The following is a 16,897-nucleotide window of genomic DNA, read 5'->3' as shown; positions in this document are numbered from 1 at the left end:
TTCAGGCTTTTATGGCTTTAACAGTGATGAATTTACCATTTACTTTAAGCTTTACTGTTTTTGGTGTTGAAGATGTTACTTTGTAGCTGGTTACCTTACCGTTTTTCCAGCTAAAATTAACCGTAAAATTGCCCCGCGCCCTAAATCCTTTGGCTGCACCTTCGGCTTTCCAGCTATCAGGTATAGCGGGCAACAGGTTAATGTACCCTTCATGACTTTGGATCAGCATTTCAGTAATACCGGCCGCGGTGCCAAAGTTGCCATCAATCTGGAACGGTGGCCCGGCTGACAGCAGGTTGGGATAGATACCGCCTCCGGCGCCGTAATTAATGTCGGTACGCTCAGTTGGTTTCATTATCTCAGTAAACAGTTTGTAAGCGCGGTTACCATCGTGCAGGCGTGCCCAAAACAGCAGTTTATAAGCGATAGTCCAGCTTGGGCCATCATCACCACGAACGTTAAGCGTTTTTTTTGCAGCCTCAGCCCATTTTGGTGTGCCATCAGCCGTAATGAGCGATGCAGGGTATAATCCATATAAATGCGAGATATGACGGTGCTGCGGATCGGTTTCCTTATAATCCTCCAGCCATTCCATCACACGGCCATCCTTAGCGATGTTGACCGCCGGAGGCAGGCTCTTCAATTTGTCTTTTAATTGCGCACTAAATGCAGCATCAATGCCCAATGTTTTCGAGGCGATGATCACGTTATTAAACAGCTCGCGGATAATCTGGTTATCAATGGTAGCACCGATGCAAATACTGGCATGTTTACCGTTTGGCAGGTAAAAGCTATTTTCAGGTGATGATGATGGCGAAGTTACCCGCCAGCCCGTTTTTTTATCTTTTGTAAGAATGCTGCTATAAAACTGTGCCGAACCTCTAAGTATCGGGTAGATCTTTTTCAGGTAAGCCTTGTCATTACTAAACGCGTAATGATCCCACAGGTTATTACACAACCAGCCCGAACCGGCCTTGGTTATACCCCATGAGGCGCTCTCGCCTGGTTCGGTAAAACCCCATATATTGGTAATAACATGGGCTACCCAGCCATCGGCATTATAATAAGCCTTGGCGGTGCGCTTGCCGGGTTCTACCATGCCCTGCACCAGATCGGCAAGCGGCAGGTTAAGTTCGGACAGGTTGGTTACCTCTACCGGCCAATGGTTCATTTGCACGTTCACGTCGAGGTGATAATCGCCATTCCATGGGGTTTGCACCTGGTTAGCCCACAGGCCCTGCAAATTGGGTGGCAACAGCCCTACCCTTGTGCTGCTGATAGATAAATATCGACCGAATTGTAAAAACAGCGCAGGCAATCCTTTATCAGCCGCTGGATTTTTATGGAAAGCAACCAGGCGCTGATTGGTGGGTAAAGCATCAGCCGCCCTGCTTTGCCCTAACGACAAACTCAATCTTCCAAATAATTTATTGAACCGGGATATGTGCTGTTGTTTTTGCTGATGGTAAGGCTTTTTAATCGCCAAGTTAAGTAACTCCGTAAGCTTTTGCTTGTAAGCCTGATCTTTATAATCCGTACCCATCGATACAAACAGTGTAACCTCATCGGCACCCTTTATTTCGAGCGTACTGCTTGTAGTGCTTTGTGTACCGCCTTTAAGTACAGCTTTTACTTTAGCTAAAAATTGCATACCGGGTTTATCGGTACCACTTTTAAGGCCACCCTCCATTTGCAGGGTATTATCGTTTACGCTTACTTCTACGCGTTCGGGTCTGCTTAACGATATGCTTAAATTAAGCATCCCTTTTTTATTTGCCGTAAGGCGGATAACGCTTACATCAGTACCAAAGCCTGTAAAATATTCGCGCCGGTAGGTTACACCATTTACGATATAGCTGGCAGATGCTATAGCTCTTTCTAAAGACAATCCCCGCGTATAATTACTGTATTGCGGTTCCTTGCCATCGCCATAGTTAAATTTAATATTCAGATCGCCAAAAACCTGGTAACACCCAAAAGGCACATCGCCCGAGCCGGGAGCCTTACACACAAAATTTTTATCGATCAGATCCTGCGCTTCTTCATTTTTGCCTTCATCAAGCAGGCGGCGTATCTGCGGCAGATATTTGTAGGCTTCATAATTATTGGCATCCTGCGGCGCGCCAGACCATAGCGTGATGTCATTCAGCACAATCTTCTCGTTGCTCACGCCGCCATCGGGCATCATACCTAAACGCCCGTTGCCCAGCGGCAAGGTTTCTTCCCAAACACGGGCAGGCTTATCATACCATAACCTAAGCGATTGCGCGTTAACCGCTGATGTACTTACAAAAATGAATAAGGCAAAAAACTGAAGATACCTTGTGTAAAATCTCATGTATAATGGGGTTATTTATTGATCAGGAAATTAACTATACGGCAGGCGTTGCCTTTGCTTTTGTCACTTTTGTCGGCACTTATTTTTATTTGCAGGGTATGATCGCCGTTTTTTAAACCTCTTCCCAGCATAATGTACCATGGCAGGTGTAAAAAGCCGCTCCACTCGGTGTACAAGTCAGCCTGCTTAAATGGTGCGCCATCAATTGAGTAGGTAATAATACCCGCATCACCCCCTGAAACTATGGCTATACCAATTGCACTCCCTTTAAATGGCAAACTAAGCGTAGCCCCCGGAGTAGTAGCAACCAATACAGGCACATGTACAAAACCGGGTCGTGTGCCTAAGCCATCAGCAGGTTGCCAGTTTTGGTTAATCTTCCATTCATCATCATGCCGGGCATTGGTGATGCTGTAATATTGCCCATGCTCAAACGAATACTGATTAAGCGGCTTTGGCGAATGATATTTTTTTGCTTTAGCTGATGGATGATCAAAGCAGTCTGTCAGCAGCGACTTGATAAAGGCGAAATAAAGTTCCTGCCCGAATATGGCCGGATGCAGATCCTTAAAATCGTCATTCCAGTTAAACTCGTTATTAGCCAGTTTTTCCTTAACGCCTTTGGCAATGTTGATTGATGGCAGGCCGTAATGTTCAGCTACCAGTTCATGATTAGTTATCTCGACAGGTTGCTTACCCGCATTATAATCATTGGTTTTATCGGGATCGGCAAATTCCATCATTACTATGTCCATCTGCGGATTGGTTTTACGCGCATGGCGAATTATGCCCTCCAATGCCCGTACCTGGGTGAGGCTATCGGTTTTGTTCACGCGGTCGTTCACGGCGGCTTCAACAAATAGCAGGTCAACCTTTCCGCTATCCAGCAGGTCACGCTGTAGCCTGAACGCGTGAGGCAAACTCCCCAGCGATGGAATACCCGCCATTATGAAACGGAACTTAGTTTGCGGAAAGCGTTCCTTTAAATATTGATACACCCTATCGCGCCAGCCGGGATTAAACGTGATCGATCCCCCTAAAAAAGCTACCGTGGCTTTTTTGTTTATAGTAGCCGCGTGATAAAAATTATTGATACCATTCCGCTTTTTATAGTAATCAGCATAAGGCAATATTTTTTTAACGGGGTAAGAGTTACAGTAGATAAAATCGGCCCATTCATCGTTATGCCTGTCGGGCACATGGTGGCCATTTAATTGCTGCGGGCCTTCAGTTACCGGGTAAGTTGTTACCGGGCCACCGGCGGCAATATACCTTTGGGCAAACAACAAACTATTTTCAGCAGGCGGAACAACTTTATCCTCCAACCCTACCATGTTTAAAACCGGCACTTTGTATGATGCCAGGCCTTCAAGGTTATTTAACGGGTTATCATTATAAGCCAGGGCCTGTGCCTCGGTAAATTTATAAACCTGTTTAAGATGGTTCCATGCCGTTTCATCGCCCAAACCCTTGCCTTTACCGCCAGGCCAGCTTTTTATATCATAAACGGGTGTTTCGGCGTATATACAGCTAACCTTATCAGGATTGCGTTTTGCCCAGCCCAAAGCGTACAAACCGCCACGGCTTACAGCCTCCAAAGCTACCCGTGGGGCAAGCTTTACGCTATCAGTTAAATAATTATAAAAACTATCCCATACCTGCATAGCGTAGGGGCTGCCGTACTCATCATCTACACTAACATAGGCCACATGAAAACCACGTGAAAGCAGTAAACTGTCAATACCGGTATGCCAGTCGGCAAATGACGCACGCCATACCCACGGCCTGCCCGGCAGGGCAACTCTGGGTTTTACATAGTAAGCTTTGTGACCGGCTATGTTTACATGGGTTTGTGCAAACCCCTTCCAGGTGGTTTGCGCACTGGTGTGCAAGCTGTAAAGAACTGCTGTCAATACAATAAAAATAAACCTGCGGCATAAAAGCAATCTTTGGCGATCGATGGTCATATTGGTTAAGATAAAGTTATGGCCGGGCGCTAACCCTTAAAATGGATAAACCCTTAAATTAGATGGATTATACTATCTTTTTTTAATTACAATTAACAATTATAACTAACCGTGCACATTGCCAATAAGCAATATATTCAAATTATTATTTGATATTAGCTAAAGCACTGTAAGGCTTTTGATGGATAAAACAAATGTATTATAATAGCACAACGCAGCCATAAACCCTGCGTAGCGATCCTGCTTTTTAATTAAAATTTGATGAACAACATTGCTTTCAAAAGAAGAGATGGCTTTGAGGGTGAAAAAATTATTAGCATCCCACCAAAAATATGGAAGGATGTTTTTAAGAAAGATCCCGGCTTTTTCCAGATATATGTTGCCCAGATAGGCTATTTCCCGCGTGCATCATACCATTACCGCGAACGGCGCAAAGGTTGTGAGGATAACATACTGATATACTGCGTGCAGGGTAAAGGTTACTTTGTAATTGATGATAAGCGCATTGAGGTAAACGCCAACCAGTACATACTGGTAGCGGCAACTGATAAATACATGCGTTACTGGGCTGATACCGAAACCCCATGGACCATTTACTGGGTGCATTTTAACGGCATAAACATTCCTGATTTTAACCGTTTTTTAAATGTAAACAACAGCAAAGGCGCGGTAACCATACCCTTTAACGCCAAGGCTATTGACCTTTGGAACAATATGTATGATAGCCTGGAAATGGGTTACAGTACCGAAAATTTATGCAACGCCAATTTTTGCCTGTATAACTTTATCGCCAATTTTTTATTTCCCGAGCGGCATATCGCTGTAGCACGTGATGAAAGTACCGATGTTATTACCCTCACCATTAACCATATGCGCGCCAACCTGGATAAAAAACTAAGCGTTGATGATATGGCCAACCAGCATAAGTTGTCAAGCTCCTATTTTTCCATACTATTCCGCAAGGCAACGGGTATGCCGCCTATTGATTATTTTATCAACCTAAAAATGCAGAAGGCCTGCCAGCTACTGTTTTCTGACGAGATAAGGATAAAAGCCGTAGCCAATAGCCTGGGTTATGAAGACCAGTATTATTTTTCGCGCCTCTTTAAAAAGTTCATGGGCATGTCGCCCGAGCAGTATCGCTCATCGGCAAGGCGTGATGTGATAGCTGTTACTTAATAACGGCCAACTTTTCGGCGTCGCTGTTTATACCTATAACGATAACGGTACAGTTTTCATCAGGTAATTTATCGGGTATGGTTATCTGCAAACCATCGGCAGTTGTAAATTTCAGAGTGCCTCCACCTAAAACACGGGCGCTTTTAACCGTTACGCCTGTAAGCGCGGGTAATTTGAGGCTGCCGCCAACAGGCTTAAATAAATGAATATATATCTTACTGCCTTTGCGTGTAGCCGCATAAACCTCATTGGGGGCATAAGGACCGCCTTTAGTGCCGTATATAGCTTCGCCGTATTTGGATAGCCAGCTACCCATTTGTTTAAGCCGGTCAACTTGCCTCTGCTCCATTCGGCCATCCATCATGGGGCCTACATTAAACAGCAGGTTACCATTGCCGCCCGCGGTTTTTACCAGGGTTTGTATACACTCCCTTAATGATTTCATCGCATCGTTAGGCTTCCAGGCCCATTGATTGCAAATGGTGATGCAGCTCTCCCAGGGTTCGAGCATGTTAATATTACCGATGCGCTGCTCCGGGGTCAAAAAATCACCTACCGAATTTTCGTTCAGCTTCTCGCTCTCCTTACCAAGCCGGTTGTTTACCACAATACGCGCATCGAGTTTTTTAATGTGCTGATAGATCTGGCGGCCAAATTCATTCGTCCAGGGCTTTTCCCAGTAACCATCAAACCAAAGCATGTCGGGCTTGTAACGGGTAATCAATTCGGTAAGCTCACTTTTCATGGTGTTTACAAACCTTGGCATATCGCCTTTTACATTATGCAACGTATCATGCGGACTATGGATCAGGTAGTCCGGATCATGCCAGTCAAGCACCGTCATGTAGATACAAAATGACATCCCCTGTTTTTTACAAGCCTTTGCCAGTAAGCCAACCATATCCTTTTTAAACGGTGTATTAGCTATATTGTATGCTGATACTGCCGATGGCCATAGCAAAAAGCCATCATGGTGTTTGGCCGTTATCACCAGGTATTTCACACCGGCATCTTTGGCAGTCTTCACCCACCTGTCAGCATCAAATAAAACCGGGTTAAATTCACGGTACAGCGAATCATAATCTGCCTCGGGTACCTCCTTGTTGCGGCTCCAGCCTATTTCAGTGCCGCGCAGGGTAACCGGCCCAAAGTGTATAAACATGCCGAACCGCTTATCCATAAAACTATTTATAGCTGATGGTGGCGTTTTAATATCACTTTGAGCAAATGCACAAGTAGCAATACACAGGTATAACAAAGTCAAAAGTCGGTACATCATAAAAAAATTAAAGCCTGCACAGTTTAAGCTATGCAGGCTTGTTAATTTACTGTTTATTCCAAAGGGTTATCTCGCTCATGTTGCTGTAGTTACTTTCGCCGTTTGAGTTATGCTTAACACGTATCCTGATGTAGCGTATTGGCTTGCCCTGATTATCCAGATCAAACTTGTACGGATTTTTGCCATCATCAGTACGTACCACATCTTTAAGCAGCACCCAGCCTTTTGCTATGGCTTCATCTTTCCAGCCGGCATTGTTTGATGGTAAGCTGGTATCGTGCCCGTTAATATCCGCTATCCCCCAAACCTCAAACTGATCGGGATTATGGCAGCAATCGCGCCCGGTTTCTTCCATACGCCCAAGGTTATCATACAACCTGCCTAAGTCAATAGTAAGCTGTTGCGGCAGCGCCCGCTCATTGGAGTGAAATATGTTTGGATAGCCTTGCGGCGTGGTTGTACCATCCCACAATTTATCAATAGCGGTACCAAAATCTGCCCTTACATCATTAGCGATGTTCATCTGCGCGAATAATGATTTACCGCAAGGCACATAACTATAAATGTATGGATAATCATCAGCGGCAGCTACCCTGAACGTATCTATCGAACCGCGCTCAGGTATATAGGCCGACTGGTATTTGATGATGGTACCCAGTTTAAAATCATTCAGGGTAATGCTGTTTACATCAGCGGCCAGATCAGTTGTTACCTGGTTACCCGCGTTGTTGGTATACATTAATTTTGTGGTGATGTTAATGGTATCAGGCGTAATAAAATTAAGCGTTACCGAGCCATTATCATTAAGCACATAAGGATTAACCGCATCATATGCCCTGTTAAGCAATGTACTGTTATATATCGGTCCATAAACCTTCACATTATTCACCTCTCTGGCGATGGATCTGTTGCCCTTTGCATCAAATGAGTATATAGTGAAGGAGTAAACATACTCGCGCAGGCCGCTGATCACGGTACTGATAGTATCCTTTTTCTCCGTAATGTTTACTATTTGCGAATCGGCTTTGTTGTTCCAGTAAACAATGTACCGGGTAATGCTTGGATCGGTACTGGCTTTCCATTTAAGGCCTACGCGCAGATCGCCGGGCTGTGAGGTAACATCGCCTACAGCACCGGTGTAGATTACCTCTTTGCCATCAAAAAAATCGCGGAACTCTGTATCCTTTTTTCCGCAGCCATAAATAACGGCAAACGTTGCACAGATAATTAAACAATATTTCAGGGTCTTCATTTTTAGTAGTTTTGATTGATTATTACTGTGGGTTACCATATAATGAGAGCTCCATAACGTGGGCAATATCACCGCCGGACCACGTTCTGTTAACTGCCAGGCGTATAAACCTCACCGTAGGCGCATCAAACGGAACATTAAAGTTTACGCCGGCACGCACAAAAGCCTCGTCAGACGCGGTGGTTGAGCCCGGCGGCGAGCCTGACGGCGGATCAGGATAATGAAAGTTGCCCAGGTTTATCCAGTCGCCCACCACAGTGCCGGCCGGTGCCGATACCGGCAGTTGCGCATCACGCGGATTGGCGACCTTGGTACCCCACAGGCTAAAATCGCGTGGGTTACCATGCCCGTAAGCCCATTCGCCAAAACGTTCCCACATTACAAAACGGCTTAGCTTATACACACGGCCAACATCAAACGAACATACAAATGGCGGCCTGTTGCCCGGCAGCGTATGCCAGCCATCGCCATTCTCGGTACCATTCCACAAGTTAGGCAATACCCAACCGTAACCTATCGGGGTATCGCTTGGTAAGTTGAAAGCACTAAACAGACTTTTGTTCAACAACTCCTCATAAAGCGGACTGATCTCTCTTTTCAGCGTGTCAGATATATTGCCCCATTGGTCGGTAACATACACGCCAAACTCTCTCGCATCAGTACTATATCCCCTGATGGAATAATTGATCGTGTCGGACTTGGTAAAAAACTGATCCTGCACTTCCATGGAATTTGTTGTAGCATCGAACGCCGTAATGATGATGCCTATCTCCTTTTTAAGCGGATTTAAGGCCTGTACATTCACGCCGCCAAAATCGGCATTGATGTTAATTGACGGGCGGATCAACTGGTAAACCGGCGTTTGCGGATGCACCGTAACCTTAACCGGATCAGACATTACATTGGCGCGTGATACGGTATAAAGTGTAACGTCATAATCGGCAGCACTGGCAAAACCGTTTACCGTAACCGTATCAGTATAATAGGATGATTTGGTTTCGCGCTTTACACCATCCCGAATGTTGTACTGCGCCAATACGTATAGTATATTTTCGGAGTTGGGCAAATCGTAAGAGATGTAGGCGCCGCCGTTGTAATTATCAACCTTAATATTGGTTACCACACCGGGCTTTGTTGTATCGCCGGATATGGGGGTGGTGTTATAACCATCATTTTTTTTGCATGCTGCAACCACCATTATAATAAGGCAGGCTACAGCAGCTATATAATATTTAATATCTTTCATGTTATTTGAGTTTACCTTGTTACCAGTTAGGATTCTGTACAAGATTGCCGTTCACTATCAGATCATTATTTTTTATTGGCCACAGGTAGTTACGCACGTTAAATACAGGTGTAAGTATGGTACGCGGGCGGTAATAGTTAAGCGCCTGCTCCTCATAAATATTCCAGCCCTGCATTGGCCTGCTCATTACGTTCTGTATCTCTTTCCAGCGGCGAAGATCCCAACCGGCCTGACCTTCAAAAGCCAGCTCGATACGGCGCTCCTGGTGAATGATCTGGCGCATACCATCCTGCGTAGCATACTTTGAGGCATTGCGCGAGTAGGTGCTCCAGGCGTTAACAACACCCGGCAAACCTGCACGCTGGCGCACAGGGTCAATATACCTTACCACCTCGGCAAAGGGTTTGCCCTGCTCGTTAAGCACCTCGGCATACAGTAAATAAAGCCCGGCCAGCCTGATAAGCGGCATCCTGAAGTCAACCCAGGTCATGTTCTCATCATACACGGTTTGATAGTTAACCAGCTTTTTGGCCCAGTACCCCGTTACGTTTATACGGATATTATCCTTTGGCCCCGCGTATGAACTGCTGCTGCGTGCCTGTACATACAGGGCATTCTCCTGGTTAAATACATTATTACCATACCATATAGCACCATCAAACGCCAGGTCGGCATAAAAGCGCGGCTCGCGGTTAAAGTGCGCCCTAACGGTTTGATAGCCGTTACGTATATAAAAACGGTTATCATCATCGCCCGTGCGCAGGTTGTAGCGGTTGTTATAATCCCAGGTTTTGTCTTCGCTGATAGGCACACCGTTGTTGGTATAAAACAATTCCTGCTGACTAATTGGCACGGCAAAAGTACCCTGCGCAATTAGGTTTGCCGCGGCTTTAGCCGTTAAGCGCGGCATATTATACTCCTGCCTGCCGTAGCCAAATACGGGGTTTAAAGCCCATATCAGCTCTTTATTAAGCTCCCATTTTTCGGTAATGGCGGTTTGCAGGGTAAGCACCCTCCTTAACGAGTCGGTTAAATTGGTAGGTATATTAGCCGGCGCGTTAAAGGTGTGCAAGGAAAAGCCATTAGCTTCGCAAAGCTGAATAGCGGCTTCGCAGGCCGCGGCGGCCTTGTCCCACTTGGTAGCATCGTAAGTATTTGTAAACAGCGCCTGCCCGTCCTTATTGGCCAAGCCGGCAAAATCGGGGTTACCGTTAAACATCGGGCTGGCAGCAGTGGCCAATACATCTGCCTTAACGGCAAGCGCAATGGGGCGGGTAATACGCCCAAGCTCACGTACCTGGTTTTGTATCACTACGGGCAGATCTGGTGCCGATTCATCCAGCAAACGCACAATGTAGTTTACTACTGAATCCGCCGGATCGCGCTTAACTTTAACCTCTTCGGTAGAGCTGGTGATAGGCAAATTTTTATCAGTAATAGGTATGGGCCCGTACATCCGGAACAGGTAATAATGGTAATAAGCCTTCAGGAATTTTACTTCGGCTATCCACCTGGCCTTTTCTGATGTGGTAAGGTCTATCGGTTTGTCAATATTTTCGAGCATAGTATTACAGCGGCGTAAGGCCCTGAATATGGCTTGCCCGCCATTCTCACCATCCCAATAATTGAGGCCTGGGTTCTGCACATTTTGCGTTCCGCGTATCAGGTTAAACCCTGTCGGATCGATCCCCTGGTTATCGGTAAGGTTATTAGGGAATATGATCTCGCCTGAACTGGTAAAACTTGGATCGTTTTGCGGATACTGGAATTGCTGCAAAGTGGCATAGCACGAAAACAGGTAGTTCTCGGCCTCATTACGGTTCCGGAAGGCGTAATCAATAGTACCCACATTCTCGGGCGTTACATCCAGAAACTTTTTGCACGATGTACCCAGCATGGTTACAGCCGCCAGGTATATTAATATTTTGTATGATCTCATCTTCATCTCCGATTTATAAATTGACATTGAGTCCCAGGTTAAACACTCTCTGGATAGGGTAATTAAAACCGTTGCCCCCTATTTCAGGGTCCCATAATTTGAAAGGGCTCCAGGTTAAAAGGTTAAGGCCGCTGAAATAGATACGGGCATTACGCAACTTTAGCGATTGAGCGTATTTTCGTGGAATTGAGTAGCCTATCTCCAGTTGTTTAAGCCTCAAAAAGCTACCGTCGCGCATCCACCAGGTGCTGTTTTGGCGGTTGTTTTCAATTTGGGCACCGTTAGCGCCAAGGCGCGGGTAAAGCGCGTACAGGTTCTGGTTCTCTTCGGACCAATGATTATCAGCATAAGCTTTTAACAATTGGGTATTGCCGGGCAACCATGAATCAGGGCTTTGAATAAACGGACTGGTACGGGCCGGATCAATAAAGAATGACACCCTGGCCTGCCCCTGGAAGAAGGCCGAAAAATCAAAATTGCTGATCTGTGAGGTGATACCGAAACCATAAACAATTTCGGGCACTGTAGGGTAGCCAATAAATGTTTGGTCGGCACCGTCAATACGGCCATCATTATTCAAATCCCGGTACTTGATATCGCCACCCATAGGTTGCTGCCCGTTGGTGCTGAATATTTGCTGCGGCGAGTTACGTGCCTCGTTATCATCAACAAACAAGCGCTCGGCAATGTATCCGTACTGCCTGTTTAATGACTGGCCTACGTTGTAACGGTAGGGTTCGAGGTAATTTGGCTCCTCAAACTGGGTAAATTTATTTTGCGCGAAGGTGAAGTTACCACGTAACGAAACCGACGCGGTTTTTGAAAATTGCTTTTTACCATCGATAGACAGATCAATACCCTTTGAATCAACCTTGCCAATGTTGGCGGCTATAGGTGCTTCAAGCCCCATAGTGGTTGGTATTGATGCCCTGTCCTGTAAAATGTTGTATTTGTGGTTTCTGTAAACCTCGGCAATAACGTTCAGATTCTTCAGTAGAGTAAATTCCAAACCAAGTGTTGTTTGCTGTGATGTTTCCCAGGTTACATCGCGGTTTTCGTAATTACGGATGCTTACCCCGTTACGGCCATAACCGTTATTGGTACCAAAAACGGCTGAGTTACCACCGTTGAGGTTAACGTCTGACAGGTAATAAAACCTTTGTACGCCGATAGCGTCATTACCTACCAAACCATGGCTGGCCCTGATCTTCACCCTGTCAAATATCTCGTACAGATCGCCCCAGAATTTTTCTTCTGAAATGATCCATGACGCGCCTACAGCCGGGAAGAAACCATAACGATGCTCTTCTGAAAACCTTTCGGAGCCGTTGTAGCCAAAGTTAAACTCCAGGAAATAACGACTTTTGTACGAGTAAGTAGCACGACCGGCAAGCGTAAGGTTGCGGTATGGCAAAGAATATTGCAGGGTTGTTGTACCTGATCGCGGGTCTTTAGCATCAGAGTAAACCTGCTGCTGACGGGTACCTATCAGTGAGCTGCTGATGTTGTGGTTCTCGCCTATTTTTTTGGCATAATCAAGTACACCCTGAAAGTAAACAAACGTATTAATGTTATCGCTGCCTACGTTACGGTTATAAGTTAAATACTCGGTGGCAACATTGCTGCCCGTAGGTTGCGGGTTAAGCCATTGCAGGGTGTAGGTATTGCTTGGCTTATCATAAGTGGCTACGTTGTAATAAAACGGCGAGTAGCTCATATCCGAGGTGTAGTATGAGTACCTGTTGGTGCTGAACAAACCGTGAAAGTTAAGGCCGCTTGTAATAAAATTTAAATTCTGGTTCAACTCCAACTGCGCCAGCATACGCGACTCCACAAAGTTTTTATGCCCCCGCAACAATGCCGCGTACGGGTTTATTTGCCCTATGCTGTTGTTTGATGGCGACCCACCATTGGCCAGCGTATTACCAAATAAAATGTGCTGGGTATTGCGGTTTGCCTCATCGGGCTCATAATACGCCGGGAAAAGTACCGGGCTGGTGTGCATGGCCACGTTGTACAAGTCGGTTGAAAAGGATGCATCGTTAGTAAGCGGACCGTTGTATTCGTTAAAATTACCTGATAACCTCAATACCAATTCTGTTTTATCAGTAAGGTTAACGTTGATGTTTGAGCGTAACTGGTAATTGGTGAACTTTACGTTGTTATTATTATTGTTACGGATGTCGGTACGTAAAATACCGTTATCATTTGAATACGAGCCGGCAAAGTAATATTTAGCTACACCGCCGCCACCGCTGATGTTGAGGTTAGCGCGCTGGGTATTGGTACGATCCTTAAACAGCATATCGATCCAGTCAACCGCCGGATATACATACGGGTTGCTGCCCGGCGCACCGGCCAGTGTGGCCTGCGTATTCAATATCTGGTTCTCAGTAAATGGGCGTGGTGCCAGCGGGTTACGGGTTATTGTAGCCTCATTAAATAAACGCATGTAGGTTATCGGGTCGGCCAGCTCAATGGTTTTGGCTGATTGCGATATTGAATTCTCCAGCCTGAAGTTGATCTGGGCCTTACCTACCTTTCCCTCCTTGGTTTTCACCAAAATAACACCGTTACCGCCACGTGCACCGTAAAGGGCTGTAGCGCTGGCATCTTTCAATATCGAAAAGCTCTCAATATCATCAACCTGTATACGCGCCAGATCTGACGAGGTAAGCTCCACGTTATCAACTAAAATCAATGGGTCGCGCTTATAACCAAAGGTGGTTACCCCGCGAATGAAGAAGTTGGCATTATCCTGCCCCGGCTGCCCGCTTGGTGTGTAAGCAATTACACCGGCAACCTGCCCCGCAAGCGCGGTTGTTAAGTTACTGGCCGGTATTTTTAAGTTTCCGGGTTTTACCGTAGTTACCGAGCCCACCAAGGCTTCACGCGTTTGCTTGCGGCTATAGGCGGTAACTATTACCTCTTCGGCAAGGGCTACATTCTCTTTAATAACAATTTTATAGGTACGCTGATCGGCGCTAACTGTTACCTGCTTATCCTGATAACCAACAAAGGAAACCTTTAAAACAGTACCGGCCTCAACATCCAAAACGAATTTGCCGTTGGCATCTGTTGACGTGGCTTTGCCGTTTTTGTTTAGCGCTGTTATGTTAGCACCGGCAATAATTCCGCCTGTTGTATCAGTTACAGTACCGGTAATTGTAATGCGGTTTTGTGCAATACTACTTTGTGCCAATGCCATGAGCATTGCAAAAAGCAGCAAACAACATGCTACCGGCAAAACTGTCCGGGGGATTTTAAACACCAGATGGCGCTTACTTAAATTGTAAAGTTTACTCATAAAAAGGGTGAATAATTGGTTAAAAAATGCAATAAAATGGCCGTGCAGGCTTATATCCTACATTCGGGTAGCATTACTGTATGCAATGCCTTTACACTAAATTGTTCTTATTTTATTTTGGCTTATAAAACAAATGTATACCAACGCCTTAGCGGGATAAATGACCTATCCTTTTATTATAATGGATTATTCCATTATGGTAAAACCATTTTCCATTTCAGCGCAATTTTAAGCTAAAATTTTAGCTACAGTTAACATAAATCGATTGCGTAATTAAATACTAAAAGTGCTAAAACGTTTAACATTGAAAAACTTTCAGGGGGTATGAAAAACTTCGGGCATATTAGTCCAAACCTCATGTTTGGCCAAAGCCCGGGGCAAGGGTAATTGGGTTGGATCGGTTTCTCTCCACCATTTTTGCGTGAGGCTATCAGCAGCCATCCTTTGCATATCGGCATCAAAATCATTCCCGGTGTATTCAAAATAGCTGAACAGGTAATACTTGTCATCTATTTTTTGCAGATATATAGAGTAATTATGAATGTTGCACTCGGCTATTTTTTTAACCACACCCGGCCAGGGCGCGGCGTGCAGCTTTTTGTAATAGGCTATTTTATCAGGTTTTATACCGGTAACCATGCCATAGCGTATCACCTTGGGCGCCGGTGGTTTGCATCCGGCAATAAACGCTAACACACACAACGCTATGCTGTAAATAATATTTTTCATCTCTTTATCTGAATAAATAAAACAGTACCGACATGATCAGCAATAACAATACTGATAACACTTTGTAATTGCCTATCCCCTTCCAGCTATCACCTTTGAGGGCCTCTAACGGAGAGTTCCAGTATAATTTTTGGCTTTCAACTGTATGCTTTACAGGGTATATAAACGAGAATAATACCTGCATCAGCACGCAGGCGCAAAAAAGGTAAAAGGCCATCATCATGAATGGGATTTGCCCTATTACTGAAGCGGGCATTAGCTTTGAAGTTATAAACACCACTACGCCCAACAGCGAGCCAAACCACAAAGTAAGTTTTGATGATGCCGCGGATGCTTTTCTCCAGAATATACCTAACAAAAATACGCAGGTGATGGGTGGTGCTATATGGGCAATAATATCATTAAGGCCGTTAAATATACTCTCGTAACTATTAAGCAGCGGCAACATAAATAATGATACCAGCATGGCTACACCCGCGGCTATTTTACCGGTTTTAACCAGTTGCCTGTCTGTAGCCTGCGGTTTATAACGTTTGTAAATATCATAACTTACCAGCGTTGATATGGAGTTTAACGCGCCCGAGATCTGGCTCATTAAACCGGATAACAGCGCGGCTACCAATACGCCTACCAATCCTTTAGGGATAAGCTGCGTTATCATCAGCGTATAAATTCCCTTACTGTTCACCACCGCTTTGCCATCAACTATGGTTTTTAAGGCCGATACGTCAAGCAATCCCTTTTGGGATAGTGCATAGGCGAATAAGCCCGGCAATACGAATATAAATACGGGCAGTATCTTAATAAATCCGCAAAACAATGACCCTACACGCGCGTGATCCTTATCCTTAGCACCCAAAACACGCTGCACAATGGTTTGATCGGCACACCAATACCAGATACCCAGCACCGGGTAGCCCAAAAATACCGTGTACCAGGGCATTCCGCTGCTATCGCCATGCGGGCGCATCATAGAGAGTTTGCTCATTTGACCATGTTGCTGCAACACATCAACCATAGGTTCCCAGCCGCCCATTTTTACCCATGCCGCCACGCACATAATTACCGCACCTGCTAATAAAACAATGGTTTGTATTGATTCGGTAACCACTACAGCCGTTAAGCCCCCGGCAACGGTGTACAGGGCGGTTAACAACGAGATGATGATAACGCTGGTATACATATCAACCCCGAACAGCGTTTGCAGCACAATACCGCCAGCCAATAGTGAAAAGGCGATGTGTATAATGATTGCCGAAATAACCGATACGAAAGCCAGCCAATCCCGACTGGCGCGATCATACCGTTTTTCCAGAAAATCGGGCAGCGTAGTAACGCCCGATCGGATATAGAACGGCACAAAGAACAGCGCCAGCAAAATAAGCGTGAATGATGCCATCCACTCAAAATTGCCGTTGAGTAAGCCTGTATCAAAACCGCTTTGCGCCAGGCTTACCAAGTGCACACATGATATATTGGTAGCGAACAAAGCCAACCCGATAGTAGGCCAGCGCAGGGTTTTGCCGGCCAAAAAATACTCGCCTGCCGCGCCCTTGCTTTTGTTTTTATGCTGATGCCTTATACCCGACCATAAGCCGATGATGACAATGCCTAAAATATACAGCCCTGTAATAATAATATCTGCTAAACTTATCATGCTA

General features: G+C 45.4%; 10 protein-coding genes. 1 reads left to right on the top strand and 9 read right to left on the bottom strand.

The window, feature by feature from the left end; all coding sequences use genetic code 11:
• Position 1: 1 nt before the first annotated feature.
• Together LJ707_RS14910 and LJ707_RS14905 are read right to left on the bottom strand one after the other, a co-directional pair.
• A complete protein-coding gene (locus tag LJ707_RS14910) occupies positions 2-2,338 on the bottom strand; it encodes a glycoside hydrolase N-terminal domain-containing protein (protein WP_228952365.1) in 2,337 nt (778 codons plus the stop codon).
• 11 nt (positions 2,339-2,349) lie between these two features.
• Complete coding sequence (locus tag LJ707_RS14905) at positions 2,350-4,305, bottom strand: SGNH/GDSL hydrolase family protein (RefSeq protein WP_228952363.1); 1,956 nt, start codon at positions 4,303-4,305, stop codon at positions 2,350-2,352.
• Between the two features lie 261 nt (positions 4,306-4,566).
• Between LJ707_RS14905 and LJ707_RS14900 the strand changes: the two genes are divergently transcribed.
• Positions 4,567-5,484 (top strand): AraC family transcriptional regulator, encoded by a 918-nt coding sequence (locus LJ707_RS14900; protein WP_228952361.1) that lies wholly within the window; start codon positions 4,567-4,569, stop codon positions 5,482-5,484.
• Here LJ707_RS14900 and LJ707_RS14895 read toward each other — a convergent pair.
• From LJ707_RS14895 to LJ707_RS14865, 7 genes are all read right to left on the bottom strand, one after another.
• Positions 5,477-6,664, bottom strand: coding sequence for an alpha-L-fucosidase (locus LJ707_RS14895; protein ID WP_228952359.1), 1,188 nt, complete (start codon positions 6,662-6,664; stop codon positions 5,477-5,479). The two genes, LJ707_RS14900 and LJ707_RS14895, sit on opposite strands and share 8 nt — an antisense overlap.
• 145 nt (positions 6,665-6,809) lie before the next feature.
• A complete protein-coding gene (locus LJ707_RS14890) occupies positions 6,810-8,015 on the bottom strand; it encodes a DUF4998 domain-containing protein (protein ID WP_228952357.1) in 1,206 nt (401 codons plus the stop codon).
• Between the two features lie 22 nt (positions 8,016-8,037).
• On the bottom strand, positions 8,038-9,261 hold the full coding sequence (locus LJ707_RS14885; protein WP_228952355.1) for a DUF4959 domain-containing protein: 1,224 nt from the start codon (positions 9,259-9,261) through the stop codon (positions 8,038-8,040).
• Positions 9,262-9,280: 19 nt separating this feature from the next.
• Positions 9,281-11,200 carry a RagB/SusD family nutrient uptake outer membrane protein gene (locus LJ707_RS14880; RefSeq protein ID WP_228952353.1) on the bottom strand — a complete coding sequence of 640 codons (1,920 nt, stop codon included), beginning with the start codon at positions 11,198-11,200 and terminating at the stop codon, positions 9,281-9,283.
• 13 nt (positions 11,201-11,213) lie between these two features.
• Positions 11,214-14,408: a TonB-dependent receptor gene (locus tag LJ707_RS14875; RefSeq protein ID WP_228952350.1), complete on the bottom strand. Its 3,195-nt coding sequence runs from the start codon at positions 14,406-14,408 to the stop codon at positions 11,214-11,216.
• Between the two features lie 414 nt (positions 14,409-14,822).
• A complete protein-coding gene (locus LJ707_RS14870; RefSeq protein ID WP_228952348.1) occupies positions 14,823-15,236 on the bottom strand; it encodes an L-rhamnose mutarotase in 414 nt (137 codons plus the stop codon).
• 4 nt (positions 15,237-15,240) lie between these two features.
• Positions 15,241-16,893: a sodium:solute symporter gene (locus LJ707_RS14865; RefSeq protein ID WP_228952346.1), complete on the bottom strand. Its 1,653-nt coding sequence runs from the start codon at positions 16,891-16,893 to the stop codon at positions 15,241-15,243.
• Positions 16,894-16,897: the final 4 nt, after the last annotated feature.

This window comes from Mucilaginibacter sp. UR6-1 (assembly GCF_020880975.1).
Taxonomy (GTDB): Bacteria; Bacteroidota; Bacteroidia; order Sphingobacteriales; family Sphingobacteriaceae; genus Mucilaginibacter.
Note: the sequence above shows the minus strand (reverse complement) of the source record. Positions and strands in the feature narration are given on the sequence as shown.